The sequence below is a fragment of the Candidatus Limnocylindrales bacterium genome, assembly GCA_035626395.1.
Classification (GTDB): Bacteria; Desulfobacterota; Binatia; order UBA1149; family CAITLU01; genus DASPNH01.
Map to the genome: position 1 here is coordinate 432,884 of DASPNR010000002.1, position 24,503 is coordinate 457,386.

General features: G+C 69.1%; 20 protein-coding genes. All 20 read right to left on the reverse strand.

Annotated features, from left to right (window positions below; genetic code table 11):
* The 20 genes from VEC57_02305 to lysS all read right to left on the reverse strand — a co-directional run bounded on the left by VEC57_02305 (position 1) and on the right by lysS (position 24,477).
* Positions 1-2,142: a bifunctional (p)ppGpp synthetase/guanosine-3',5'-bis(diphosphate) 3'-pyrophosphohydrolase gene (locus tag VEC57_02305; GenBank protein HYB97943.1), complete on the reverse strand. Its 2,142-nt coding sequence runs from the start codon at positions 2,140-2,142 to the stop codon at positions 1-3.
* Positions 2,139-2,786, reverse strand: coding sequence for a guanylate kinase (gene gmk / locus VEC57_02310; GenBank protein HYB97944.1), 648 nt, complete (start codon positions 2,784-2,786; stop codon positions 2,139-2,141). Before gmk ends, VEC57_02305 begins: the two co-directional genes overlap by 4 nt.
* A gap of 6 nt (positions 2,787-2,792) precedes the next feature.
* Complete coding sequence (locus VEC57_02315; GenBank protein HYB97945.1) at positions 2,793-3,665, reverse strand: YicC/YloC family endoribonuclease; 873 nt, start codon at positions 3,663-3,665, stop codon at positions 2,793-2,795.
* A 112-nt stretch (positions 3,666-3,777) separates the two neighbouring features.
* The gene (locus VEC57_02320) at positions 3,778-6,825 is read right to left on the reverse strand and encodes an alkaline phosphatase family protein (protein HYB97946.1); all 3,048 of its coding nucleotides are present in this window, start codon (positions 6,823-6,825) and stop codon (positions 3,778-3,780) included.
* Positions 6,826-6,976: 151 nt separating this feature from the next.
* The gene (locus VEC57_02325; GenBank protein ID HYB97947.1) at positions 6,977-7,708 is read right to left on the reverse strand and encodes a lipopolysaccharide kinase InaA family protein; all 732 of its coding nucleotides are present in this window, start codon (positions 7,706-7,708) and stop codon (positions 6,977-6,979) included.
* A gap of 21 nt (positions 7,709-7,729) precedes the next feature.
* Positions 7,730-7,906 (reverse strand): Trm112 family protein, encoded by a 177-nt coding sequence (locus VEC57_02330; GenBank protein ID HYB97948.1) that lies wholly within the window; start codon positions 7,904-7,906, stop codon positions 7,730-7,732.
* Positions 7,907-7,967: 61 nt separating this feature from the next.
* Positions 7,968-8,921: an NAD-dependent epimerase/dehydratase family protein gene (locus VEC57_02335; GenBank protein HYB97949.1), complete on the reverse strand. Its 954-nt coding sequence runs from the start codon at positions 8,919-8,921 to the stop codon at positions 7,968-7,970.
* A gap of 19 nt (positions 8,922-8,940) precedes the next feature.
* Complete coding sequence (gene lpxK, locus VEC57_02340) at positions 8,941-10,062, reverse strand: tetraacyldisaccharide 4'-kinase (protein HYB97950.1); 1,122 nt, start codon at positions 10,060-10,062, stop codon at positions 8,941-8,943.
* 29 nt (positions 10,063-10,091) lie between these two features.
* The gene (locus VEC57_02345) at positions 10,092-11,348 is read right to left on the reverse strand and encodes a glycosyltransferase N-terminal domain-containing protein (protein ID HYB97951.1); all 1,257 of its coding nucleotides are present in this window, start codon (positions 11,346-11,348) and stop codon (positions 10,092-10,094) included.
* Entirely contained in the window at positions 11,345-12,118 is a 774-nt protein-coding gene (locus VEC57_02350; GenBank protein HYB97952.1) for a lysophospholipid acyltransferase family protein, read from the reverse strand. Before VEC57_02350 ends, VEC57_02345 begins: the two co-directional genes overlap by 4 nt.
* Complete coding sequence (locus VEC57_02355; GenBank protein HYB97953.1) at positions 12,078-13,904, reverse strand: ABC transporter transmembrane domain-containing protein; 1,827 nt, start codon at positions 13,902-13,904, stop codon at positions 12,078-12,080. Before VEC57_02355 ends, VEC57_02350 begins: the two co-directional genes overlap by 41 nt.
* Positions 13,901-15,025, reverse strand: a complete 1,125-nt coding sequence (lpxB, locus tag VEC57_02360) for a lipid-A-disaccharide synthase (GenBank protein ID HYB97954.1) — start codon at positions 15,023-15,025, stop codon at positions 13,901-13,903. Before lpxB ends, VEC57_02355 begins: the two co-directional genes overlap by 4 nt.
* The gene (locus VEC57_02365) at positions 15,022-16,059 is read right to left on the reverse strand and encodes a Gfo/Idh/MocA family oxidoreductase (GenBank protein ID HYB97955.1); all 1,038 of its coding nucleotides are present in this window, start codon (positions 16,057-16,059) and stop codon (positions 15,022-15,024) included. The genes lpxB and VEC57_02365 overlap by 4 nt, the downstream gene beginning before the upstream one ends.
* 3 nt (positions 16,060-16,062) lie before the next feature.
* Positions 16,063-16,974 carry a UDP-2,3-diacylglucosamine diphosphatase LpxI gene (gene lpxI, locus VEC57_02370; protein ID HYB97956.1) on the reverse strand — a complete coding sequence of 304 codons (912 nt, stop codon included), beginning with the start codon at positions 16,972-16,974 and terminating at the stop codon, positions 16,063-16,065.
* A complete protein-coding gene (gene lpxA / locus VEC57_02375) occupies positions 16,971-17,759 on the reverse strand; it encodes an acyl-ACP--UDP-N-acetylglucosamine O-acyltransferase (protein ID HYB97957.1) in 789 nt (262 codons plus the stop codon). Before lpxA ends, lpxI begins: the two co-directional genes overlap by 4 nt.
* A 310-nt stretch (positions 17,760-18,069) precedes the next feature.
* Positions 18,070-18,576, reverse strand: coding sequence for an OmpH family outer membrane protein (locus tag VEC57_02380; GenBank protein HYB97958.1), 507 nt, complete (start codon positions 18,574-18,576; stop codon positions 18,070-18,072).
* Between the two features lie 19 nt (positions 18,577-18,595).
* Positions 18,596-20,944, reverse strand: coding sequence for an outer membrane protein assembly factor BamA (gene bamA, locus VEC57_02385; GenBank protein ID HYB97959.1), 2,349 nt, complete (start codon positions 20,942-20,944; stop codon positions 18,596-18,598).
* Complete coding sequence (locus VEC57_02390; protein HYB97960.1) at positions 20,941-21,690, reverse strand: ABC transporter ATP-binding protein; 750 nt, start codon at positions 21,688-21,690, stop codon at positions 20,941-20,943. Before VEC57_02390 ends, bamA begins: the two co-directional genes overlap by 4 nt.
* Complete coding sequence (locus VEC57_02395; GenBank protein ID HYB97961.1) at positions 21,683-22,927, reverse strand: ABC transporter permease; 1,245 nt, start codon at positions 22,925-22,927, stop codon at positions 21,683-21,685. The genes VEC57_02390 and VEC57_02395 overlap by 8 nt, the downstream gene beginning before the upstream one ends.
* A 14-nt stretch (positions 22,928-22,941) precedes the next feature.
* A complete protein-coding gene (lysS, locus tag VEC57_02400; protein HYB97962.1) occupies positions 22,942-24,477 on the reverse strand; it encodes a lysine--tRNA ligase in 1,536 nt (511 codons plus the stop codon).
* Between the last annotated feature and the right edge of the window lie 26 nt (positions 24,478-24,503).

Sequence of the window (24,503 nt, forward strand, 5' to 3'; positions counted from 1 at the left end):
TCAGCCGAACAGTCGGCGCACTTCCTTGACGCCGCTGACGCGGCGCAGGTTGCGCTGCACGCGCGCCAGCTCGTCGGCCGAATGCAGCGTCACTTCGAACACGTTCATGGCGCGGTTGCCGAGCGTGCGCACGTGCGCACGATCGATATTCACGCCAGCCGACGCGATCGCCTGGCTCATGTTGGCGAGCAGGCCCGGCCGGTCGCGCGAGACGATCTCGAGGCGCACGCGGCGCGGCACCGTGGCGCCGCGCTGCCAGCTGACGGTGACCATCCGCTCGCTCTCGCCTTCGGCCAGGCGCGGGCAGTCCCTCGCGTGCACCGTCACGCCGCGCCCACGCGTCAGGAAGCCGACGATCTCCTCGCCCGGCAGCGGCTCGCAGCACTTGCCGAAGCGGATCATGCCTTCGTCGAGATCCTCGGCCATGACCAGAGGCTTGGGCGAACGGTCGAGCAGACCGAAGAGCGTCTTGAAGCTGCGCCGCGGCCGGTCGGCGTCCAGGTTCTGATCGGGCAGCAGGTGCGCCAGCACCTGGCGGCTGGTGATGCGGCCGTAGCCGAGGGCTTCGAGGAAGCCCTCCTCGTCGCGGCGGCCGAAATGATTGATGAGCTCGTTCATGCGGCCTTCGCGATGAAGGCGCGCAAGGTCGAGCTGGAAGCGCGCGAGGTCGCGCTCGAGAAGCTCGCGCCCCAGAGCGACGGCCTTCTTGCGCTCCTCGGCGCGGATCCAGCTCACGATGCGCTCTCGCGCGCGCGGCGAGCGCACGAACTTGAGCCAGTCGCGGTTGGGCGCAGCGTCTTCCGTCGTGATGACCTCGACCGTATCGCCCTGCTGCAGGGCGTAGCGCAGCGGGACCAGCCGGCCATTGACGCGTGCGCCGGCGGCATGGTTGCCGACCTCGGAATGGATGCGGTAGGCGAAGTCGACGACGGTGTCGCCCTTGTTGAACGTGAGCGTCTCGCCCTTGGGCGTGAAGACGTACACTTCCTCGCCGAACAGGTCCTCCTTGATCGAGGACAGGAACTCGCGCGGGTCGTCCAGGTGCTGCTGCCACTCCAGGATCTGGCGCAGCCACGTGTAGCGCTCGACCTCGCTCTGGCTGTTGTCGCCGTCGGCGCTCTTGTACTTCCAGTGGGCGGCCACGCCGTACTCGGCGACCTTGTGCATCTCGTGCGTGCGAAGCTGGACCTCGAGGCGTTCGCCGTAGGCGCCGATCACGGTGGTGTGCAGGGACTGGTAGCCGTTGGCCTTGGGCAGCGCCACGTAGTCGCGAAAGCGGCCCGGCACCGGGCGCCAGTACATGTGCACGACGCCGAGTGCGTCGTAGCACTCGCGGTCGCTGCCGACCACGCACCGGAACGCCACCACGTCGTAGACGTCGTCCAGCCGCAGGCCCTGGTCGCTCATCTTGCGCCAGATCGAATAGGTGCTCTTGGTGCGTCCCGAGACTTCGGCCTCGATCCCGCTGGCCTCCATCCGCTTGGACAGCAGGCCGGTGACTTCCTTGATGTAGCCTTCGCGCTCGAGCTTCTGCAGCGACAGGCGCTCGCGGATGTCCTCGTACTCGGCCGGATGCAGGATCCGGAACGAGAGCTCCTCGAGCTCGTGCTTGAGCCAGTTGATGCCGAGGCGGTTGGCCAGCGGCGCGTACAGCTCGAGCGTCTCCTCGCAGATGCGGCGCTGCTTTTCGTGCGAGAGGTGCCCGATCGTGCGGATGTTGTGGGCTCGGTCGGCCAGCTTGACCAGCAGGACGCGCACGTCCTTGGCGCTGGCCACCAGCATCTTGCGCACGTTCTCGGCCTGCGCGTGCTCGTAGGGCGCCGACTCCAGGCGGCTGATCTTGGTGACGCCGTCGACAAGGGCAGCCACCTCGGGTCCGAACAGCGTACGGATGTCTTCGAGGGTGGCCGAGGTGTCCTCGACCGCGTCGTGCAGGAGCCCGGTGACGACCGTGGGGACGTCCAGGCGCATTTCGGCGATGATCGCCGCCACGGCCAGCGGGTGCGTGACGTAGGCTTCGCCCGAAGCGCGCCTCTGTCCCTGATGCATGCGGGCCGAGTACTGATAGGCGTCGGCGACCAGACCGGCGTCGGCGCCGGGGTCGTATTCCTTGATGCGGGCGATGAGCTCGCCGACGTTCACGTCTTCTCCGCCACCGTCGCTTCGTCGAAGCTGGCGACGAGGTCGCGCAGCCCCTTCTCGGTCATGTGCGCGGTGCGCGCACGCTCGCCGCGCAGGATCGCCACGAACTGCCGGATCGCATCGTCGCGGTCGGTGTTGACGACGATGAAATCGTAGTCGGGCGCCGAGGCGATCTCGCGGCAGGCGTTGCGCAGGCGCCGCCGCACGGTCGCTTCGTCGTCGGTGCCGCGGCCGCGCAGGCGCGCTTCGAGCGTGCCACGGTCCGGCGGCAGCAGAAACACCGAGATCGAGTCGGGATAGACGTCCTTGATCTGCCTGGCGCCCTGCACGTCGATGTCGAGCAGGATGTCGCGACCTTCGGCCACGGCCTTCTCGATGGGGGCGCGCGGCGTGCCGTAGCGATGGCCATGCACCTCCGCCCACTCCCCGAGCGCGCCGTCGGCGATCATCCGATCGAAGCTCTCATCGCTGACGAAATGATACTCGACGCCGTCGCGCTCGCCGGTGCGCGGCGACCGCGTCGTGCATGAGACGGACAGCTCCAGGCCCTCCTCGAAGGTACGAAGCGCCGCGTCCGACAGAGTGGTCTTGCCGGCTCCGGAGGGGCCCGAGACGATGAACAGAATGCCGCGGCGTGGAATCATCCGTGGCTACTCGACGTTCTGGATCTGCTCCCGCAGCTTTTCCACCTCGGCCTTTCCAGAAACGACCAGGTTGGTGATCGACAGATCGGAGGCCTTCGAGCCGATCGTGTTCAGCTCGCGATTGACCTCCTGCAGCACGAAGTCGATGCGCTTGGCCACGGGCTCGGTCGAACGCAGCAGGCTCTCGAGCGACTTGAGGTGGCTCTGCAGGCGCACCAGCTCTTCGTGCACGTCGGAGCGGTCGGCCAGCAGCGCCACCTCCTGGACGACCCGCGCGGGCTCGAGGGTGGCGGCGCCGAGCAGCTCCGACAGCCGCTTCTCCAGGCGCGCGCGCAGCTTCGGCACGACCGTGGGCGCGATCTTCTCCAGGTCCTTGGTCACCGCGAAGAGCGCCTTGAGGCGGCCCTGGATGTCCTTCTTCAAGTTGGCGCCTTCGCGCTCGCGCTCCTTCTTGTGCGCCGCCAGCGCCTTGCCCAGGAGCTTCTCCAGCTCCTTCATCTCGGCGGCCGGGTCCCCGCTGCCGTCGGCGGAGGTGAACAGGTCGCTGCGGTTGGCGAACAGTGACAGGTCGAGCTGGCCAGCCAGATGGAACTCGCGCTGGAGCTGCTTCCACGCCTTGACGTAACCGGCCGCCACGTCCTTCTGCAGCGACACGCTCGCGCTGCGCGGCGGCAGCGTGCGCGACACGTGCACTTCGACGCGGCCGCGATCGATCACCGACGCCACGGTTCTCCGGATGTCAGCCTCCCACGGCGCATACTCGCGCGGCGCGTTGATCTTCAGATCGAGGAACCGCTGGTTGACCGAACGCACTTCCACGCTCAGGCGGCAGCTCCCCGCCTGACCACTGGCCGCTCCATACCCCGTCATGCTGCGCATCGGGCCATCCTATCAGGGCGTCGAAAAAAGACGCCAGCACACCAAGAGCCTGCGCCGCTGCGCTCGCCAAGTCGGCCAGCCTGGAGAGTGCCCGCGCCGTGAGCGACTCGCGTCATGGGAGCGCCGCGGGCGGCGGCGATGGATCGTGCCCCGGCTCCACCCTCGGCGTCTGCCAGGCGCGGCCGGCAATGGCCTCGGCGATGCTTCGATAGCCGGTCTCCGAAGTGCGGATTGCCGCATCGCCCGCGCGCGTCGCCCACTCGAGAAGCACGCGACGAACGCCGAGCAGGCCGCGGCTGAGCCCGCCCAGCGTCCAGTCCACCGGCGTCATCGGCGTGAACCGCTCCGGCCACGGCTCGCCGAAGGGATCGTTGAGCACGCGTCGCACCCAGTCGATGACCAGCGCGACCCGATCGACGTGCTGCAGGCTCTGGACCGGATCGATGAGCTCGCCGACGGTGATGTTGTGCAGGCGCAGCGCCTCGATGAGCTCGGCCGGTCGCCGCTTCAGCTTGCTCTCGGGCAGGCGGCCGTAGCCGTGAGCGATCTCGGTCAGCGTCGCCTGCACGGGCCGGATCTCCTGTCCCGGCAGCAGCGCATCGTAGCTGCGGTCGATCAGTCGCAGCACTTCCTGACTCGTCAGCGTGGCTGCGGTGGCCGCCAGGTTGTGCAGGTCGTACCAGCGGCGGATGTCGTGGCCGAGCGGCCCGTGGACCCGCGCGGTGCTGATCGGCGGCATCGTCAGGCCATGGTCCCAGTGCAGCGGGACGTCCTGCGGAGCAACGTCGCGCGCGCGGCCGGCGTCCTGCCAGATCCCGCGCACCGGACGCCCATCCATCGAGAACGGATCGTAGGCGATCCGGGCCAGCTCGAGAGTCGTCGGAAGGACGTCGATTATGCGTGAGGGCCGATCCAGCCGAACGCCGCGCGGCAGGCCCGGCCCGGCCACGAGGAACGGGATGCGCTTCTCGTCGCGATGCGGGCCGCCGTGGTCGGGCGCCGGCGCATGAGGTCCGGGAGCGAAGTTCCAGCCGGGCGCGGCCACGACCATGAGGTCGTAGCGAGCGCGAGCATCGATACGAGGGTGCTCGGGATCATCGAGCAGCATGTGCGCGTAGGCGACGACCGCGTCGGGGTAGAGCGAATCCGCGGTGGCTCGCAGCCATTCGCGCTCGTCGTACCATCCGCCGCGCTCGCCCGTCTGGACCAGCGGCCGCGCCGCAGGCTCCTCGAGATAGCCGAAGGGATCGTGCCTGCCACTGCGCGGCGGCAGGATCCGATACTCTCCGCCGGCGACTTCGATCCCGCCGATCACGCGATAGCGGTATTCGAAGGCGCGCGGATCCAACGATGCGCGGCGGCGACGCTCGATGAGCGCCTGCGAATCCCGCGTCCTCACCAGCACCGCATCGGGCGCCAGCGGCAGGATGACGAATCGTACGGGGTGCTCGCCGGCATCGGGGCCGGCGGCGTCGCTGCGCGGTTCGCGCGCGTCGAGCAGACGCTGCAGAACGTCGACCGGCTCGAACTCGCCATGGACGCGGTAACGGACCAGATCGGCGTAGCTGTTGGGCACGCTCCAGTCACGCGAATCGGCGGAGGCCTTGGGCAGCGCAACCCAGGCGATGTCGTAGGCCTGAGCTGCCGCGACGACGAAGTCGCGCGCGGGCATGTCGGTGTGATCGCGCTGGACGGTGAAGTCGTCGAGCAGGAACAGAACGTTCAGGCCCAGCCCGCCCGAAGCGTCCGGCACACGGTCGCCGTCGGCATCGCGGATCGAGGCGTAGAACAACTCGTTGGCCACGTCCCAGGACTGCGGGATGAAGTCCCGGCCGCCGAGCGAGCCATGATCGGCGTACAACAGCCAGTACGTCCGGTCGTCTAGGCCTTCGCGCTCGAGCTCCGCGCGCAGGCGGCCGACGTCGCGGTCGATGCGAACCAGGTCGCGCCGCGACTCGCCCCACAGCCCGCGCGGCGAGCGGTGCGAGGCGACGTCGACACCGGAGTAGTAGACGAACATGACGCGCGCCTCGTGCTCGACCACGTCGCTCAGCGCGTACGCCGTCTCCGCCGCGTCGAAATAGCGGTCCTTGAGGCGATGCGTACCGAGCAGCGGAAGCTCGTTGGCCACGCGCTGCGGATAGCGATCGGGCGGATAGTCGGGCATCACCGGAACGACGGTGGAGCGAAACACCTGCGCCGCCTGCTCGACGCGACGCTTGAGCAGGGGCGGACGTTCGGCATCCGTCACCGCCCTCTGCCACCACGCTGCCTCCAGATGCTCGGCGGCTTTCACCGGCCCGTCGGGTGTGGCCAGGTAGTTGATGTCGCCGTCGCTGCGGTCGAACACCATCTGCGTGAACAAGCCCGTGCGGTCGGGCCAGGAGCCGGTAAGAGAGGCGGCGGTGGCCACGATGGTGTTCGACGGGGCCACGGTGAACGTCGGCCCGATGTCGATTCCGCCATCGAAGAACAGCGACCGGATGTTCGGCAGATAACCGCCGTACGCCATTTCGCGCAGCGTCTCGTAGCCGAGCCCGTCGATGAACAGCACCAGCACGCGTGCATCGCCGACGGGCGCGGGCGACGGATCGGCGTCGGCCAGCAGCGGGCGCGCGTCGGTCCCACCAGGACCGACGGGCACGCGATGCGAGCCCTCCTCAGGGCGACCGAGCTCGACCCGCCATGCTCCGGAGTTGTCGGTGACGTCGAAGTCGTTGACGCCGAGCTGCAACCGGCCGGCCGCAGGAGCCCGGACCACTCCACCATTGCCGATGGGAAATGGAGCACCGTTCTCGCCGATCCGTCCGATCAGGCCGAACGGCGGCAGCGGCCCACGGCCCGCCGCGGCCAGCGGATAATCTCGGTACGTCTCATCGGCCGGATATTCGTACGTTCCGGCGGGGCCGACCTGACGGGGACCGTCACGATGGAAGTAGGACCATCGGGCGACCGTGATGCGTCCGGTGGCGCGGACGTCGATGAGCTGGCCCGGACGGACCGCGATGTTCGTGTCCGTCCACGCCGCGTTGCCCGCGACCGCGACGCTGCCGTCAGCCGGCGCCGGCGCAGGCTCGATCGATGTCGCCGCGGTGCAGGCAGCAAGCAACGCCGGTGCGAACACGGCGGCGGCACGCGCAACGAGCCGGATGATGAGCATGGAGCGCACCTTGCGTATGGGCGGCCGCGACCGCGTCGAGCGCGACCGTCATAGACGCCGCGGTGTCCGAACTCCAAGCACGCCCGGCGCAGCGGCGGGCATCCGGCACGCACCTGCTCGGCTGAGGCGCGCCTGTCCGCCCTGCGCCCGCCTACTTTCCGGCGTTCATGTAGCCGCGCTCGAACCACCGCCGCTCCTCATCGTCGAGCGGCCAGCCGCCCGCGTTCGAGAGCTTGCGCAGCGAACGCCAGAAGCGGTCGCGCCCGCGCTCGCCGAGCCGGTAGCGACGTTCGGACGACAGAACCGCGCGGTCGAAGTCGATGACCGCGACGCGGCCATCGGCATCGACGAGAAGATTGTGGCCGTTCAGATCGACGTGGTAGACGCCCGCCTCGTGCAGCCCGCGAATCGCCTCGCCTGCCGCCGACAGCAGCGACTGCCGCTCGGCAGCGCCGGCTTCTGCCAGCACATCGACGAAAGCGGTGGCTCCCTGGATGGCCGATGTGACGATCCAGCCGCGATAGAACGGCCCCACCTCCTCGACCGCCACCGCGTGCACGATCGGAACCAGGCAGCCGGAGGCGCGCGCCTGTTCGGTGGCCAGCATCTCGCGCACCGGACGCGCCGGCCGCAGCAGGTAGAGGTCGCGCGCCAGGTGGCGGGCCATGCCGCCGCGCAGGTACTTGCGAACGAAGACCTTCTTGCCGCCCCGCAGGGCGATCTGCTGGGTGCCGCCGCGGCCGTTGCGTGAGGGATCGCCCTGGAGCGTCCCGCTGCGCGCGGCCTCCAGCAGCTTGACCATCTCGGCCAGCTCGAGGCGGGCGGCGACCACGCGCCATCGGCCCCGGTCCAGATCGACGTAGCCTTCCGGGAGCCCGATCAACAGGAGTCTTGCCGAAGCGGGCTAGTTGGCGGGCAGAGGCGTGGCCTGATCGACGAGCATGACGGGGATGTCGTCCACGACCGAGAAGCGCAGCTTGCAGCGCGGGCAATCCAGCGCATCCAGCGCTGGTGTCGGCCGCAGCTCCCCCTTGCAGGCCGGACACACCAGAACATCGAGTAGTTCCTTGCTGACGGGCATCGAATCTTCCTCCCGGAGCCGCATCCCCTGGCCGCATCTTGCGCTGCGGCCGCGGCTCGCTCTACGGCGTCGTTAATCCCTGCGCACCCGTTTGCCAAGCGGCCTGACGTGCCAGCCCGTCGGCCAGCTGGACCTGGGGCGCAAAGCCAATGGCGCGCTGGGCGGCGCTCATGTCGGCGGCGGTGTGGCGGACGTCGCCGCGCTGCACCTCGCGCCGGTCCACCTGCGGCGTCTTGCCGAGAATGTGGCCGATGGTGGCGATGACTTCGTTGACGGTGGTTCGGCTTCCGCCGCCGATGTTGAGCACCGCCCCGGCGATCTTGCCCTCGGCCGCCGCGATGTTGGCGCGCACGATGTCCTCGACGAACGTGAAGTCGCGGGACTGCTCGCCGTCGCCGTACAGCACGATGGGCTTGTCGGCCGCGACGCTGTTGATGAAGCGGTGAAAGGCCATGTCCGGGCGCTGGCGCGGCCCGTACACCGTGAAGTACCGCAGCGAGACCGTCGGCAGCCCGTAGCTGATGTGGTAGAGCCACACCAGGTGCTCGGCCGCCAGCTTGCTTACGCCATACGGCGAGACCGGGCGCGGCATGCCGGTCTCGCGCATGGGAAGATCGGTGGTGTCGCCGTAGACCGAGGAAGAGGAGGCGTAGACGAGCTTGCGCAGCGGTCGCTTGCGGCACGCTTCGAGAAGCCGCTGCGTGGCGAAGATGTTGTTGTCGCTGTAGATGCGAAACTCTTCGCCCCAGCTCGACCGCACGCCGGCCTGCGCGGCCTGGTGGAAGACGTAGTCCACGCCCTCCAGCAGTGCATCCAGATTCGCAGTGACCAGATCGTCTTCGACGAACCTGTAGCGGTCGTTGGCACGCGCGGCCTCCAGGTTCCGTTCCTTGACGGCGCGCGGGTAGTAATCGAGGAAGCAGTCGATGCCGACCACTTCGTGGCCGGCGGCGAGAAGCGCCTCGCTCAGCGTCGAGCCGATGAAACCGGCGGCGCCGGTGACGAGCGCTCTCATCTCATGCCGTCCTTCGAAATCATTCGGGGAAGCCTCCGCGAGACCGCGGATGATGCTCAGGGGCGAAGGAGCGGTCAAGTTGTCGCGCGGCGCGCTCGAGCAGGCGCTCCTCGCCATCCACCTCGACGTCGATTCGCAGCGCGCGCAGCCACGAAGGCACCGCAGGGGCGAATGCCGCCAGCTTGACCAGGTCCTTCTCGGTCGTCACCACACGATCGACGCTGCGCGCGAGCTGCTCGATCTGGTGCCAGTCGGCGGCGCTGTAGGGATGATGATCGCGCCGCAGGATGGTGGCGGTGACGTCGGCGCCGGTGGCGCCGAGCATTGCGACGAACCGCTCGGGCCTCGCGACGGCGGCCACTGCCGCCACGCGTCTACCCGCGAGCGAGGCCACGGGCTCGCCGGCGCTCTCGCCGAGAGACGCGACCAGCGACGTCGCAACCGTGCGCGACTCGAGCAGCCATTCGGGCGCAGCGCTGGCGCGCAGCCATGGCGCGATGCCGCCGCTGGTGACGATGACGTGCGCCCGTCGCAGCGCCGAGGGCCGTTCGCGCAGCGGCCCCGCCGGCAGCAGGCGCTGCTCCTTCTCGGCGCCGTCGACGAGCACGATGTCGAGGTCGCGCGCCAGACCGCGGTGCTGGAAGCCGTCGTCCAGCACGAACACGTCGGGACGGAAGCGCTCCCACGCCGCATTGCATGCATCGATCCGCATCGGCGAGGTGGCCACCACCGCCCCACTGCGCGCCGCCAGCAGCGCCGCTTCATCGCCGCATTCGGCCACCGTCGTCTCGGTCAGCGCGTGCTCGGGCGTGACGAGGTGGGTCTGTCGCGAGCGGCCGCCGTAGCCGCGCGTGACGATGCAGGGCCGCAGGCCGCGCTGCTGGAGGCGGCGGGTCAGCCACAGCACGAAGGGCGTCTTGCCGGAGCCGCCCGTGGTCAGCGCGCCCACGCTGATGACCGGCGCCGGTGCCTGCCGGCTCCGCAGGATGCCCAGATCGTAGAGAAGGGAACGCGCCGAGGCGGTCACGCCGAAGGCCGCGGCCAGCGGCCACAGCAGCGCGCGCGTGGAGGCGGCGGCCGGCTCGCGGCCGTACCAGAGCTGCTCGATCACGTGTCCTCTGCCGTCTCGGCCATCAGCCATCGAGCAGCCTCGACCACCCCTCGTCGCAATCAGCCATTGAGCAGCGCGGCCAAAGATTCGACCGTTCGCGCCATGGCGCCGCGTCCTTCCAGGATCGCCGCCTGCGCGCGCCGCACGCCCGCCTGGTAGGTACCGCGATGCGTGAGCATGTCCAGCCAAGCCGCCGCCAGCTCGGCAGGATCGCGCGCGATACGAAGTGCCGAACTGCGATCCAGCAGGGCGCGCTGCTCGCTTACGTTCGTCAGATGCGGGCCCGTCACCACCGGCGCTCCGCAGGCCACGGGCTCGAGGAGGTTGTGGCCGCCGGGGCCGGGCGCCAGGCTGCCGCCGACGAACGCCGCTGCCGCGCAGGCATACAGGCCAGGCAGGCGGCCGATCTCGTCCATCACCAGCACGTCCCAGCCCGAGCATTGGCCCTCGCCCTGACTCCACATCCGCATGTGCACGTCCGTAGCCTCGACGGCCCTCTTCACCGCCGCGGCGCGAGCCGGATGGCGCGGTGCGAGAGCCAGGCGCACGCCCGGCAGTTGCCGGCGCAGGATGCGGAATGCCTGCATGACGATTTCGTCCTCGCCGTCGTGCGTGGAGCCGGCGACGACCAGCGGCCGCTTCGCGTCGCACATGAACAATGGCGCGCAAGCCTCACGAGATTGCGAGCTTAGGATGTCCAGCTTCAAGTCACCCGTAATTTCGACGGCGCCGCCTCGGGCGCCGAGCTCGATCAGCCGCTGGGCCGAGACCGCGTCGCGGGCGCACACCCGCGCCAGGCTCGAAAGTGCCGGCGCCACCAGCGGCCGTATCCATCGATAGCGCGGCATCGCAGCATCCGAAATGCGGGCGTTGGCGATCGCCGCCGGCACGCCGCGGGCCGCGAGCATCCGCAGCAGGCATGGCCAGATCTCGGTTTCGATGGAGACGAACAGGGCCGGGGCGCGGACGAGCACGTGCTTCAGCGCCGCCTCGTGATCGAGCGGGAAGTAATGAGCGGGGCCGTCGTGGATCTCGGTCAGGCGCCGCCGGCCCGTTGCCGTCTGGCAGGTGACGACGAGGCTGCGGCGGCCGGCGTGCGGCCGCAAAGCGCGAGCCAGCGCTGCCGCGATGGCAACTTCGCCCACCGATGCAGCATGGAGCCAGATCCAGGGCGAGGCCGGCGCCCCGCCCTGCCACAAACCGAGCCTTTCACGGCGGCGTGCCCGCTCCTCTTCGGTCCCGGCGCGGGCGCGGGCTCGCAACCAGCTCGCCGCCGCGGCGCCCGCGACGCGATAGGCCGCCGACAGCGCGCTCACGTCTCCTCGATGGCCGGCGCGCCGGCGGCGCGATCGGCCGCGACGCACGCTGCGCGCAGGCGCCGCTCGAGCTCGGCGCGCAGCCGCTCGCGGCGCTGCGCGCCGCTCTCACCGCTCTCGCCGCCGGCCGGCTGCCGATCGGCGCGCAGCGGATCACCCACGTACAGCACCGCGCGAGAGAAAGGACGCGGCAGCATCATCCGATCCCAGGTCGGCAGACGCATCGGGCTGGAGCAGCCGACGGCGAGCGGAAAGATCGGAGCGTTGGTCAGCATCGCCAGCTCCACCGCGCCCGCCTTGGCCACGCCCGCCGGCCCGCGGGGGCCGTCCGGGATCAGGGCCAGATCGAGGCCGCGCCGCTGCGCGCGCAACAGTCCGCGCAGTCCTGCCACGCCGCCGCGCGTGGAGGAGCCGCGCGTGCTCGAGATGCCGAACCGCTCCAGCGCGCGCGTGACGATCTCGCCGTCGCGGTGCGCGCTGTTCATGATGCAGGCGCCGCGGCCGCGGTAGAAGAACGGCAACATCAGCGAGCGGCCGTGCCAGAACGTCATCAGCACGGGCTGGCCTTCACGCCAGCAGCGCTCCAGCGCCTCGGCGTTGCGTGATTCCAAGCGCACGGTCAGCCGCACCGCTCGCAGCACCACGACGATGGCCGCCGCCGCCGCGGTGATTTCCAGCCTGGCGAAGCGCTCGTTGTTTCGCAGCCGCCGCAGCAGCCCGCTGCGGCGCTCAGGCACGAAGGGCGACGTCGCCATGGCCGTTGTCTTCATGGAGCTGCAACTCGTGCAGCCGCTGGTACAGGCGCCCGCCCGCCACCAGCTCGGCGTGCGTGCCGCATTCGACGATGCGGCCGTCGGCCACCACCACGATCTGATCGGCGCGACGCACGGTCGAGAGCCGGTGGGCGATGACCAGCGTGGTGCGCCCCGCCATCAGGCGCTCGATGGCCGATTGCACCAGCCGCTCCGACTCCGAGTCCAGCGCGCTGGTGGCCTCATCCAGGATCAGGATGGGCGCGTCCTTGAGCAGCGCACGGGCGATGGCGATGCGCTGGCGCTGGCCGCCGGAAAGCTGCACGCCCATCTCGCCGACCTGGGTGTCGTAGCCCGCCGCCAGCTTCTCGATGAAGTCGTGTGCATTGGCGGCGCGCGCCGCCGCGATGATCTCTTCGTCGTTGCGCCCCGGATTCCCGTAGGCGATGTTGGCACGCACGCTGTCGTTGAACAGGAACGTCTGCTGCGTCACCACCGCGATCAGCGACCGCAAGCTGCGCAGCGAGATCGTCCGGATGTCGATGCCGTCGAGCGTGATGCGGCCGTCATGGACCTCGTAGAAGCGCGGGATGAGGTCGGCAATCGTGCTCTTGCCGCCGCCGCTCGGCCCGACCAGCGCCACCACCTGGCCGCAGCGAATCGTCAGATCGACATCGCTCAGCACGTTCTGGTCGCCGTAGGCGAAGCAGACGCCTTCGAAGCGGATGCAGTCGGTGAACCGTTCGACCTCGAGGCCGTCCTGGCCGCGACCGCCTTCCTCGGGCTGATCCAGGAGCGCGAACACGCGCTCGGCCGCCCCAAGGCCCGCCTGCACGATGTTGTTGGTGCGCGTCAGCTTCTTGAACGGCTCGTAGATCAGGACCAGCGCCGTCATGAAGGCCAGGAACCCGCCGGCGGTGCGCCCGCCGGCGAACACGGACTCGCCGCCGTACCACAGCACCGCAGCGATGCCGACGGCCGAGAGCACCTCGGTCATGGGCGCGGTGAACGCGCCGATGCGCGCGGCCTTCATGTGGAGGCGTCGAAGGCGCAGGTTCTCCCGCTCGAATCGCCGCGACTCGTAGTCCTCCATGCCGAACGCCTTGACGACGCGGTTGCCCTGCACGCTCTCCTGCAGCAGCGAGGACAGGCCGCCGAGCGTGTCCAGGCCGCGATGGCTGAGCGTGCGCATGCGGCGCGACAGCGCCTGCAGCGGCACGATGACGATCGGCAGGACGATGAACGCGATGACGGCAAGGCCCGTGTCCAGGTAGAACGCCACCGCCACCAGCACCAGCAGCGTAGTGACGTCGCGGATCATGGCCGCGGCGCCTTCGGTCAGCGCCTGGCGCACCAGCAGGACGTCGCTGGTAACTCGCGAGACGATGCCGGCCGACGTGGTGCGGTCGAAGAAGGAGACGGGCAGATGTTGCACCTTCTCCTGCAAGCGCGCGCGCAGGTCGTAGACGATCCTCTCCCCTACCCACTCGCCGAGATAGGCCTGACCGAAGTTGACGGCTGCGCGAATCGTGAAAGTGGCAAGGATCAGTGCCGGCAGCAGCACCAGCATCTCATGGTTGCGCTTGGAAAAGATGTCGTCGATCAGGCTGCGCACCAGATACGGCACGGCGCCGGCGGTGCCGCTGTAGACGACCATGCACAGCAACGCACCGGCAAAATGCGGCCACACATACGGGCGCAGATAGGCGAGCAGGCGCCGCCCGGTGGTCGGAAGCGCATCCATGACGGGCCGGGTGGCGGGTGGCAGCGAACGCATGCTCTCCACGACAGCCGCCTTTCTCACGCAAGTGTCTCCAGCACCAGCCGGGCCGCTGCACGCACCGATCCCGGCCGCCGCAGCGAGCCTCGCACCTTGCCGAGGGCTGCAACGGTCCGGGCGCGATAGTCCGGCTCGTCGAGGTATCGTGCCACCTCCTGCGTCATGCGCGGGCCCGTCACCTCGTCCTGGATCAGCTCGGGCACGACCGTCCTGCCGAGCAGCAGATTGGGCATGGCGATGTGCGGGACCTTCACCAGGCGCCGCGCGATGGCGTAGGTGAAGGCCGACATTCGGTAGGCCACGACCATGGGGCAGCCGAGCAGCGCCGTCTCCAGCGTCGCGGTTCCCGACGTCACCAGCGCCACGTCGCTGGCGGCGAGCAGGTCGTAGGTGTCGTCGCGCACGACGGCGATGCGGCGGCCGCCGCTCCCGAGCCTGGATGCGAGAAAGCCCGGCGGCAGTGAGACCGCTTCGGCCGCGGCGCACTGCACGCGCGCCGACAGCGCGCGTGCGGCCTCCAGCATAGGCGGCAACATGATGTCGACCTCCCGGCGGCGGCTGCCCGGCAGCAACGCCAGCAGCGGCGCGTCGCCGGTGAGGCCGTAGCGCCTGCGCGTCGTTGCCGGGTCCGCACGAGCCGTCACGTCCTCGGCCAGCGGATGCCCGACGAAGTGCGCGTCGATTCCGGCCTTGCGATAAAGCTGCTCTTCGAACGGGAACAGCACGATCATTCGGTCGACGGTGGCGGCGATGGTGGCGATGCGGCCGCGCCGCCACGCCCACACCTGTGGGCTGACGTAGTAGGCGACCTTGACGCCGGCGCGGCGCGCGGTGCGGCACAGCGGCAGGTTGAAGTCGGGGAAATCGATCGGAACGAAGAGATCGGCCGCGCCTGACCTCAGCTCGCGGCGCAGCCGGCGAAGCAGCCCGATCGCACGGCCCAGGCCGCGACCGAGCTCGGCAAAGCCCATCACGCCCAGCTCGGAGATGTCGGTCAGGATCTCGACGCCGGCGCCGCGCATGCGCGGCCCGCCGACTCCGAAGAGATGCAGCGCAGGGTCGCACTCGAGCAGCGCGGCGGCCAGGCGTGCTCCGAGCGCGTCACCCGAGGCCTCGCCGGCGACCATGAGAATGCGCCGGCTCATCCTCCATGCCGCTCCCGCTCGCGCTCGAGCGCGACCAGCACCGCATCGGCCAGCTCCAGCGCCGTCATGGCTTCGCGCGCGCTGACCGCGGGCTGTCGCTCCCCGCGCACCGCGGCCACGAATGCCTCGATCTGTGCGCGCAGCGGGTCGGCATCGTCGAAGGAGCGCTCGTCCAGCGACAGCGCCTGCATCGGCGAAGCCGGATCGACGGCGCCGCCTTCCTGCCTGCGTCGCATGACGCGCAGGCTGCGCGAATCGAAGTCCACCGCCACGTAGGCGTCTTCCTGAAAGATGCGCAGCCGCCGCTCGCGCTTGAGCGAGACGCGGCTGGCGGTGACGTTGGCGATGCAGCCGCCTCGGAAGCGCAGGCGCGCGTTGGCGATGTCGGCGTGCTCGCTGAGCACGGGCACGCCGATCGCCTCCACGCTCTCGAGCTCGCGCCCGACGATGTAGGCGATCAGGTCGAGGTCGTGGATCATGACGTCGAAGACGACGTCGATGTCGGTGCCGCGGCCGGCAAACGGCGACAGCCGGTGGCATTCGATGAAGCGCGGGTTCGCGACGATCGCCGGCAGGTCGGTGAAGGCGGGATTGAAGCGCTCCAGGTGTCCGACCTGCACGAGCAGGCCCGCGCGCTCGGCAGCTTCGACGATCTCATCGCCTTGCGCGACGCTGGCGGCCAGCGGCTTCTCCACCAGCACGTGCACGCCGGCGGCCACAGCGGCGAGCGTGACCTCATGGTGCGCGACGGTGGGAACGGCGATGCTGACGCAGTCGGCGTCCGCCAGCAGCTCGTGGAGCGAAGCCATGGCGCGACAGCCGCACTGCTGCGCGACCGACCGTGCGCGTGCGGCATCGATGTCATGGATGCCGACGAGCTCCACGCCGGCCATTGCCGCGTACTTCTCCGCGTGGAAGCTGCCGAGATGGCCCGCGCCGATCACGCCGGCGCGAATCACGCTGGCGCGCGCACCGCTCATGGCCGCCGCCCGCCTGGCGCGCCAGCCGGACGCGCGAGCGCTGGCACGGGCCACGGATCATTCATGGGAAAGCCCGCTGACGACGCCGCTGGCCGTGCATCCGAGGATGCTGATGCCGTTCTGCGCCGCCAGCTCCGCCATGCGCTGGCTGTCGAGAAGGATGGTGGCGCCGGCCTGCACGGCAAGCACGCACGCGTGCGCCTTCGTCATCGTCTCGATGGTCGTCGGTCCGACGGCGGGAACGTCGAAGCGCATGTCCTGGCCGCGCTTGGCCATCTTGACCACGACGGCGCCGCCGCGGCCGATGCGCCCGGCGCGTCGCACCATCTCGTCGGTGCCCTCGACGGCCTCGATGGCCAGTACCACCCCGCGCTCCACCACGATCCCCTGCCCCACGTCGAACGGTCCGAGCGCGGTCAGCACCCGGCAGCCCAGCCGCACGTCGTCGAGACAATGGCGCGAGGGCTTGGGCCCGGCGATGAGGCCGGGATGGGCGAGGATGCGCTCCAGGAACAGCGTCGAGGGAAGGACGCGAATTCCCTCGGTCTCGAGCTCGTCGGCCAGCGCGCGCAGAATCGAGTCGTCGCCCATGCCGGACACCTTGCGCAGGAACATGAGCCCGCGAAGGTCGGGACGAAGCGAGGTCAGCGAGGCGACCTTGTTGATGCCGCCGGCCATCACCGCGCGCGTGACGCCGGCGCGATGAAACGCCTTGATCATCTTTCCGAGCTGCCCGACGCGGATCCAGGTGACCGAGTCGGCAAAATCCTCGAGCGACTCGTCGGTCTCTCCGCGATGCGCCACGGCGACGATGCGACAACCGCGCGCGCGCGCCTCGCGCGCCAGCAGCAAAGGAAAGCTGCCGTTGCCGGCCAGCAGCCCGAGCGTGTCGCCCGCCGCCACGGCCAGGTCGTCGCCGCCGGCGGCGTCGCCTGCGGACACGTCCTGCTGTCCCGGCCCCGCGCTCACCGGCAGATCCCTCGCTCCGAGGCTTCGATGAAGGAGACCAGCCGCTCCACCTCCGGCTGGGCCGGCGTCTGCTCGCGCAGCAGCCGCAGGGCCTCGCGCAGCTTGTGCCCGGTCTGGAACAGCGTGCGATAGGCGGCACGCAGTCCCTTGATCGTCTCTTCACTGAAACCACGCCGGCGCAGGCCCACGAGGTTGAGCCCGTGCAGGCTGGCGCGGTCGCCGGCGGCAAGACAGAACGGCGGCACGTCCAGCGTCACCATGGCGCCGCCGCCGAGGATCACCGATTCGCCGATGCGCACGAACTGATGGATCGCCACGAGGCCTCCGACGATCGCGAAGTCTTCGATGGTGACGTGTCCGGCAAGCGTGGCCGCATTCGCCATCACCACCTGATCGCCGATGCTGCAGTCATGCGCGACGTGCGCGTAGGCCATGAACATGCAGCGGTTGCCGATGCGCGTGACGCCGCCGCCATGCTCGGTCGCGCGATTGAGAGTGACGAACTCGCGAACGATGTTGTCGTCTCCCATCTCCAGCCGCGTCGGCCCCCCCGCATACTTCAGATCCTGCGGCGGCGTCCCGATCGAAGCCTGCCCCACGATCCGGCACCTAGCGCCGATGCGCGTATGCCCATCCACGACCACATGCGGCCCGATCTCCGTCCTGTCCCCGATCTCGACGTTGGCGCCGATGATCGAATAGGGACCGACGACGACGCCGTCGCCGAGACGCGCCCCGTCCGCAACGATAGCGGTCGGATGAACCTGTGTTCCTCTATCGACCAAGCGCGACGGCGCAGAGCGGCCCAGATGCTAGGCGGACGCCGGTCAAGCGAACGCAAGCGGGCTGAACGCCCGCTGGAGTGAGCGTACCGGCGTCCAACGACGCAGATGGCCCGCTATGCGTCGTCGTCGGTGGATTGAGCAACAACCTCATCTTCATCGACCAAGCGCGACGGCGCAGAGCGGGCCAGATGCTAGGCGGACGCCGGTCAAGCGAACGCAAGCGGGCTGAACGCCCGCTGGAGTGAGCGTACCGGCGTCCAACGACGCTGATGGCCCGCTATCCGCGGCCGCCCGCGTCCCGGGCACGATCTCACTTCGCCTTGTCGGCGGCGGCGAGGATCTCGTCCGTGACGTCCCCGTCCCCCGACACATAGAGCGTGACGCTGGCATCCAGGATCAGGTCGTATCCGTTCTCCTTCGCGAACTTCTCGATCACGCCGCGCAGCTTCTGCGTCATGTTCCCCATGACTTCGGCTTCGGCCTTGGACAGGTCGCGCTGGTAGTCCTCCTTCATCCGCTTGGCTTCGCGCAGCTGCTTCTCGTACTCGTCGCCGAGCTTCTTCTTCTCGTCCTCGTTGAGAACCGCCATGCGCTTCTCGACGTCGGCTTCCAGCTTCTTGACGCTTTCGAGCTTGCCGTCGAGCTTCTTCTGCGCGTCCTCGAGGCGGCCCTTGAGCGTGGCCTGCGCATCCTTGCCGAGCTTGGTCTCCTGCATGAGACGCTGCGTGACGATGTAACCGATCTTGAGCTCGGCGGCGGCCGGAGCGGCCGACGCCACGACCAGAAAGGCGGCGGCCGAGAAAACGAACTTCTTCATCACTACTCCTGTTGGCAAATCAGAACGGGGTGCCGAACGAGAACAGCACCAGGCTCTCCTCGTCGGCCTTCTTCGCGTTGAACGGGAAGCCGACCTCGATGCGCAGCGGGCCGAAGGGCGACAGCCATCGTACGCCCAGACCGGCCGACAGCCGCATCTCGCTCAGCTCGATTCCTTCCTCCTGGCTGAAGGCGTTGCCGGCGTCGAAGAAGATCACGCCCTTGACGCCGGCGTCCTGGATGATGGGGAAGATCAATTCGTTGTTGAAGATCAGCTCGCTGCTGCCGCCGACCTCTTCGTCCTCGCAGTCGGTGCCGTTGCGCTCGCAGAACTCCTCGCGCGGGCCGAGCGAGCGGGCCTGGAAGCCGCGCACGGTGTTGATGCCGCCGGGGAAGTAGCGCTCCGACAGCGGCAGCTCCTTGCCGTTGAGGCCGGCATCGCCGATGCCCCAGCCGAACGTGCCGGCGGTCGAGTACACCAGCTTCCAGCCGGCCTCCGAGCGGTAGATCGGCCAGTACCAGCGCGAGCTGACGTCGACCTTGATGAAGTCCTGCGCTCCGCCGAGGCCTGCGAACTCGGCCGACACCGTATTGAGCGATCCTTCGGTCGGGTCGAAAGGCTGGTCGATCGTGTTGCGCGAGATCGATGGACGCAGGCTGCTGGTGAGCTTGGTGCCCTCCTCCTCGAACATGTGCGCCGGCGCGCTGCGGCTGACGCCGTCGATGCGGGAGTTCTCGAGCCGGTACTCCAGGCCGATGCGGATGTTGTCGAGCGAGGCGCCCATCAGCTCGCGCAGGCCGAGCTCCCACAGCGGATAGCTCGCGCGGATCGAGCCACCGGTGCCGCCGCGCTCGAAATTGTCGAACTCGTACTGCCAGTGGAAGATGTCGAAGCCGAGCGTCAGCGGGATGTTGAACGCCCACGGCTCGGTAAAGCCGAGGCGGAAGTTCTGCCGCTGCGTTCCGAAGTCCACGTTGAACGTGGCGATCTGTCCGCGGCCGAACAGGTTGCGCTCGGTGATGCGCGCGTTGGCCAGCAGCGCGTCCTCGGAGCTGAAGCCGGCGCCGGCCGCGAAGGTGCCCGTGCGCGCCTCCTTGACCGTCACCTGCAGGTTCACCTTGTCGGGCTCCTCGGCGCGAGTGCTGGTGACCTCGACCTCGTCGAAGATGCCGAGGCGCTTGGTGCGCTCGCGGCTCTCGCGCAGGCCCTTGCCCGAGAAGCGCTCGCCTTCCTGCAGGCGCAGCTCGCGGCGCACGACGTAGTCGCGCGTCTTGGTGTTGCCCTTGATGTCGATGCGGCCGACGCTGACGACCGGGCCGCTGCTCATCTTGAAGGTGACGTCCACCAGCTTGGTATCCGGGTGCACCTCGGTGTCGGGCACCGCCTCGGCGAAGGCGTGGCCCAGGTTTCCGTAGGCCTCCGTCAGCCCGAAGATCGACTCGCGAAGGCGGCTGGGACGGAAGATCTTGCCGCTCTCCAGCCGCGACGCCTCGAGCAGCTCCTCCTCGGGCAGCAGAACCTCGCCGCCGAACTTGACCTGCCCGATGCGGTACTGGTCGCCCTCCTCGATGCGGATCGTCAGCTCCAGGCCATCCTCGGTGCGCGTGACCTCGGGCTCGTCGACGCGCACCTGGATGTAGCCGTTGTCATAGTAGAACGCCGTCAGGCGCTCGACGTCGGTGGCCAGCTCCTCTTCCTTGAGGATGCCGGCGCCGGTGAACCAGGAAAGGATCCACGCACGGCGCGTCGACATGACGCTGCGCAGCTTGCGCTCGCTGAACGCGTTGACGCCCTGGAAGTGGATCTCCTCGACCAGCACGCTGTTCTTCTCGTCGATCTTGTAGCGGACCTTCGCGTTGCCGGCGGCGTCGGCCTCGACGGTGTATGTGACTTCGGCGTCCGGATAGCCCTCGCCGGCATAGGTCTTCTTGATCTGCCGGATGCCCTCCCATGCCTTCTGCGGATCGAACACCGTGCGCGGGCGGATGCCCACCACGGCCTCGAGGTCGGCCTTCTCGACGTTTTCGTTGCCCTCGAACTCGACGGCGATGACGTACGGCCGCTCCTGCACGTTGTAGGTGAGCACCACGCCGCCCGGAGCCGGCTCGGTGGTCACCCACACGTTCTCGAAGAAGCCCATGCGGTAGACGTTCTTGACGTCCGCGTCGATGAGCGCCTGGTCGAGCCTGCCGCCGACCGGCTGCGTGATGTGGATGCGAATGGCGGCTTCCTCGACGCGCCTCGGGCCTCGCACCTGGATCTGCTTGACCACGGGCGCATCGGCCGCCGGCTGCGCCGCCGCCTGGCACGGAGCGAACGCGATCAGGAAGCACAGCGGCACGATCAGCAATGACCTTCGCACGTTCACGACCGCTCTACCTCCTTCAACACGCCGTCCTGCATTCGTAGCGTTCGGCCGAGCATGCCGGCCAACGCGATGTTGTGCGTTGCGACCACGAGCGCCGCACCCTCCTCTCGCTGCACGTCCATCAGCAGGCCGTGCACCTCGTCGGCCGTGGCCGGGTCCAGATTGCCCGTCGGCTCGTCGGCCAGCACCACCGAAGGCCGCAGCGCCAGCGCGCGCGCCACGGCCACGCGCTGCTGCTCGCCTCCCGACATCTCGCTCGGCCGATGGCTGCGACGGTCCCGCAGCCCCACCCTGTCCAGCAGCTCGTTGGCGCGCGCGCGCGCCCTGCCTGGCGGGTGACCGGCGACGAGCAGCGGCATCATCACGTTTTCGGTCGCATCGAAGTCGCCGAGCAGGTGGTGGAACTGGAAGACGAAGCCGATGCTTCGGCCGCGCACCGCGGCGAGCTGGCGCGCCGGAAGCGCGTACAGATCGGCTCCACCCACCCGCACCACTCCGCCGTCGGGCTTGTCGAGGCCTCCGAGCAGATGCAGCAACGTGCTCTTTCCGACCCCCGACTCTCCGATGACCGCCACCGACTCTCCTCTACCCACGCTGAGCGACAGACCGCGCAGAACCTCGATCACGCGCTCGCCGTCGTGGTAGCGGCGCTCCAGGCCGGCGGCCTCCACCGCCGGCGGCCCGCCGCCCGTGCCATCGGACGCGGGCGCCAGACCGCCTCGACCATCGGACGCGACGCTACTCATAGCGCAGCACGTCCACGGGGACGACTCGGGCGGCCTTCCAGGCCGGGAATAAGCACGCCCCGAAACAGATGACCATCGAGGCCGCCATCACCGCTGCAAAGTTGGGCGCCTCGATCCGCACAGGCAGGGTGGAGACGTAGAAGACGCCCTCGGGCAGCTCGAACAGCTCCCATCGCGCCAGCGCAAGGCAGGCCAGGTAGCCGGTCAGAGCTCCCAGCCCGGTGCCCACGCCGCCGATGAGCAGCCCCTTGAGAACGAAAATCCGGGCGATGCTCGAGTCGGAAGCGCCCATGGTCTTGAGGACGGCGATGTCGCGCCGCTTCTCCATCACGACCATGTAGAGGGTGGAGACGATCGTGAACGCGGCGACCAGGATGATCAGCAGCAGGATCAGGAAGTAGGCGGTCTTCTCCAGCTGCAGCGCCTCGAAGACGTTGCGGTGGGCCTCGGTCCAGCTCTCGACCCAGTACGGCATGCCGATGCGGTCATTGAGCGCGGCCGCCACCTCGGGCGCGTCGTACGGATCGTGGATGCGCGCCTCGATCCCGGTGGCGATGCGATCGACGTCGAACAGCGCGCGCGCCTCGTCGATGTTCATGAAGACCAGCGCGGCGTCGTACTCCACCATTCCCGAGTCATAGATCGCGGCCACCACGAAGCGGCGGCTGCGCGGCATCGCGCCCATCGGGCTGGCCGAGAACTTCGGCGACATCAGCCGGATCACGTCGCCGCGCTGGACCATGAGCTTCTTGGCCAGCTCGCGGCCGATCATGACCGTAGGCAGCTCGGCGCCGTCGACCTCGACGCGGCGTCCGATGTCCTCGATGGCGCCCTCGACGAGGTAGGACTCCAGCCCTGCGGTGCTGCTGGGCGTGACGCCGTCGACGCCGCGCCCGAAGACGCCGACCATGTATTCGCCGGCGGACACCAGCATCTGCGACTGCACCACCGCCGCCGCGTCGATGACGCGCGGATCGCTGCGCATGGCCTGCACGATGTCGTCGGGATTGTCGATGAGGCCGTTGCCGATCTTCTTGGCCACGCGAAGATGCGGATGCAGGCCGAGGATGCGCGCGCGCAGATCCTCCTCGAACCCGGTCATGATCGACAGCGCGATCGTCAGCACCATCACGCCGAGCAGCACGCCGAGCGTGGAGATGACGGTGATGACCGAGACGAACGCCTCGTTGCGACGCGAGCGCAGGTAGCGAAAGCCGACGAACAGTTCCCACGACATGCGCGGCGACGCCCTTACCTGCGCGCGGTCTCTGGGCGCAGGTGCGGAAAGGCGATGACGTCGCGGATCGACGGCGAATCGGTCAGCAGCATGACGAGACGGTCCACGCCGATGCCCTCGCCGGCCGTGGGCGGCAGGCCGTACTCGAGCGCGCGCACGTAGTCCTCGTCCATGTCGTTGGCTTCGACGTCGCCGGCCTCCTTGCGCCGCATCTGCTCGAGGAAGCGCGCATGCTGGTCTTCGGGATCGTTGAGCTCGGAGAAGCCGTTGGCGATCTCGCGGCCGGCCACGTAGAGCTCGAAACGGTCGACGAAGCGCGGATCGGCGTCGTTGCGCCTTGCCAGCGGCGAGATCTCCAGCGGAAAGCCGGTGACGAACGTCGGCTGCACCAGTGTCTCCTCGCACAGCGCTTCGAAGACGTCGGCGAGCAGGCCCAGGCCCGGCTGCCACTTGACCGGCTCGATGCCGAGCTCGTCGGCGATGCGCTCGAGACGGGCGCGGTCGGTCGCCTCCTCGCGAGTGATGCCGGTGGCCCTGGCCACCGCCTCCGCCATCTCCACGCGCCGGTACGGCGGCGAGAAGTCCAGCTCGAGCTCGCCGTACTTCACGCGCGCGCTGCCGGTGGCCTCCACCGCCAGCTGCGAAAGCATCCGCTCGGTCAGCGCGATCAGATCCTGGTAGGTGGCCCAGGCCTGGTAGAACTCGCACATCGTGAACTCGGGATTGTGCTGCAGCGAAATGCCCTCGTTGCGGAACATGCGCCCGATCTCGAACACGCGCGGCAGCCCGCCCACCACCAGCCTCTTCAGATACAACTCGGGCGCCACGCGCAGGTACAGCTGCATGTCCAGCGCATTGTGGTGGGTGATGAACGGCCGCGCAGTGGCGCCGCCGGCAATCGGCTGCATGAGCGGCGTCTCGACTTCCAGGTAGCCTTCGTCGGTCAGGAAGCGGCGGATGCCGGCGATGACTGCGGCGCGGCGGCGAAACGTCTCGCGCACGTCCTGGTTGACGATCAGGTCGACGTAGCGCTGGCGGTAGCGCGCTTCCTTGTCCTGCAGGCCGTGCCACTTCTCGGGCAGCGGCCGCAGCGATTTGACCAGCAACCGGATGCTGCTCAGGCGAAGCGTCAGCTCGTTGGTGCGGGTCCGGAAGAGCCTGCCCTCGACTCCGACGATGTCGCCGGTGTCCAGGCCCTTGACCATGCCGTGCATGTCCGGGCCGAGCTCGCCGGCGTTGGCGAAGAGCTGAAGCCGCGCGCTGCCGTCGTCCAGGGCAAGGAACGTGGTCTTGCCGAAGTCGCGGATGGCCATGATGCGGCCGCCGAGCCGATAGGTCCTCGAAGCCGCCTCGACCGCCGCACCGTCGGCGTTCTGGAACTCGGCGACGAGCTCGGCGCAGCGGGCGTCGGGCGTGAAGTCGTTGGGAAAAGGGTTGGAGATCCCGCGCAGCTCGGCCAGCTTGCCGCGCCGGACGCGAACCTGCTCGCTGTCGCCGGCCGGCTCGGCCACGGGCGAGCCGGACTGGCTGTGTGGGCTCTTCTCGGTCATGTTCGAGGACGCTCGCGGCCATGGGG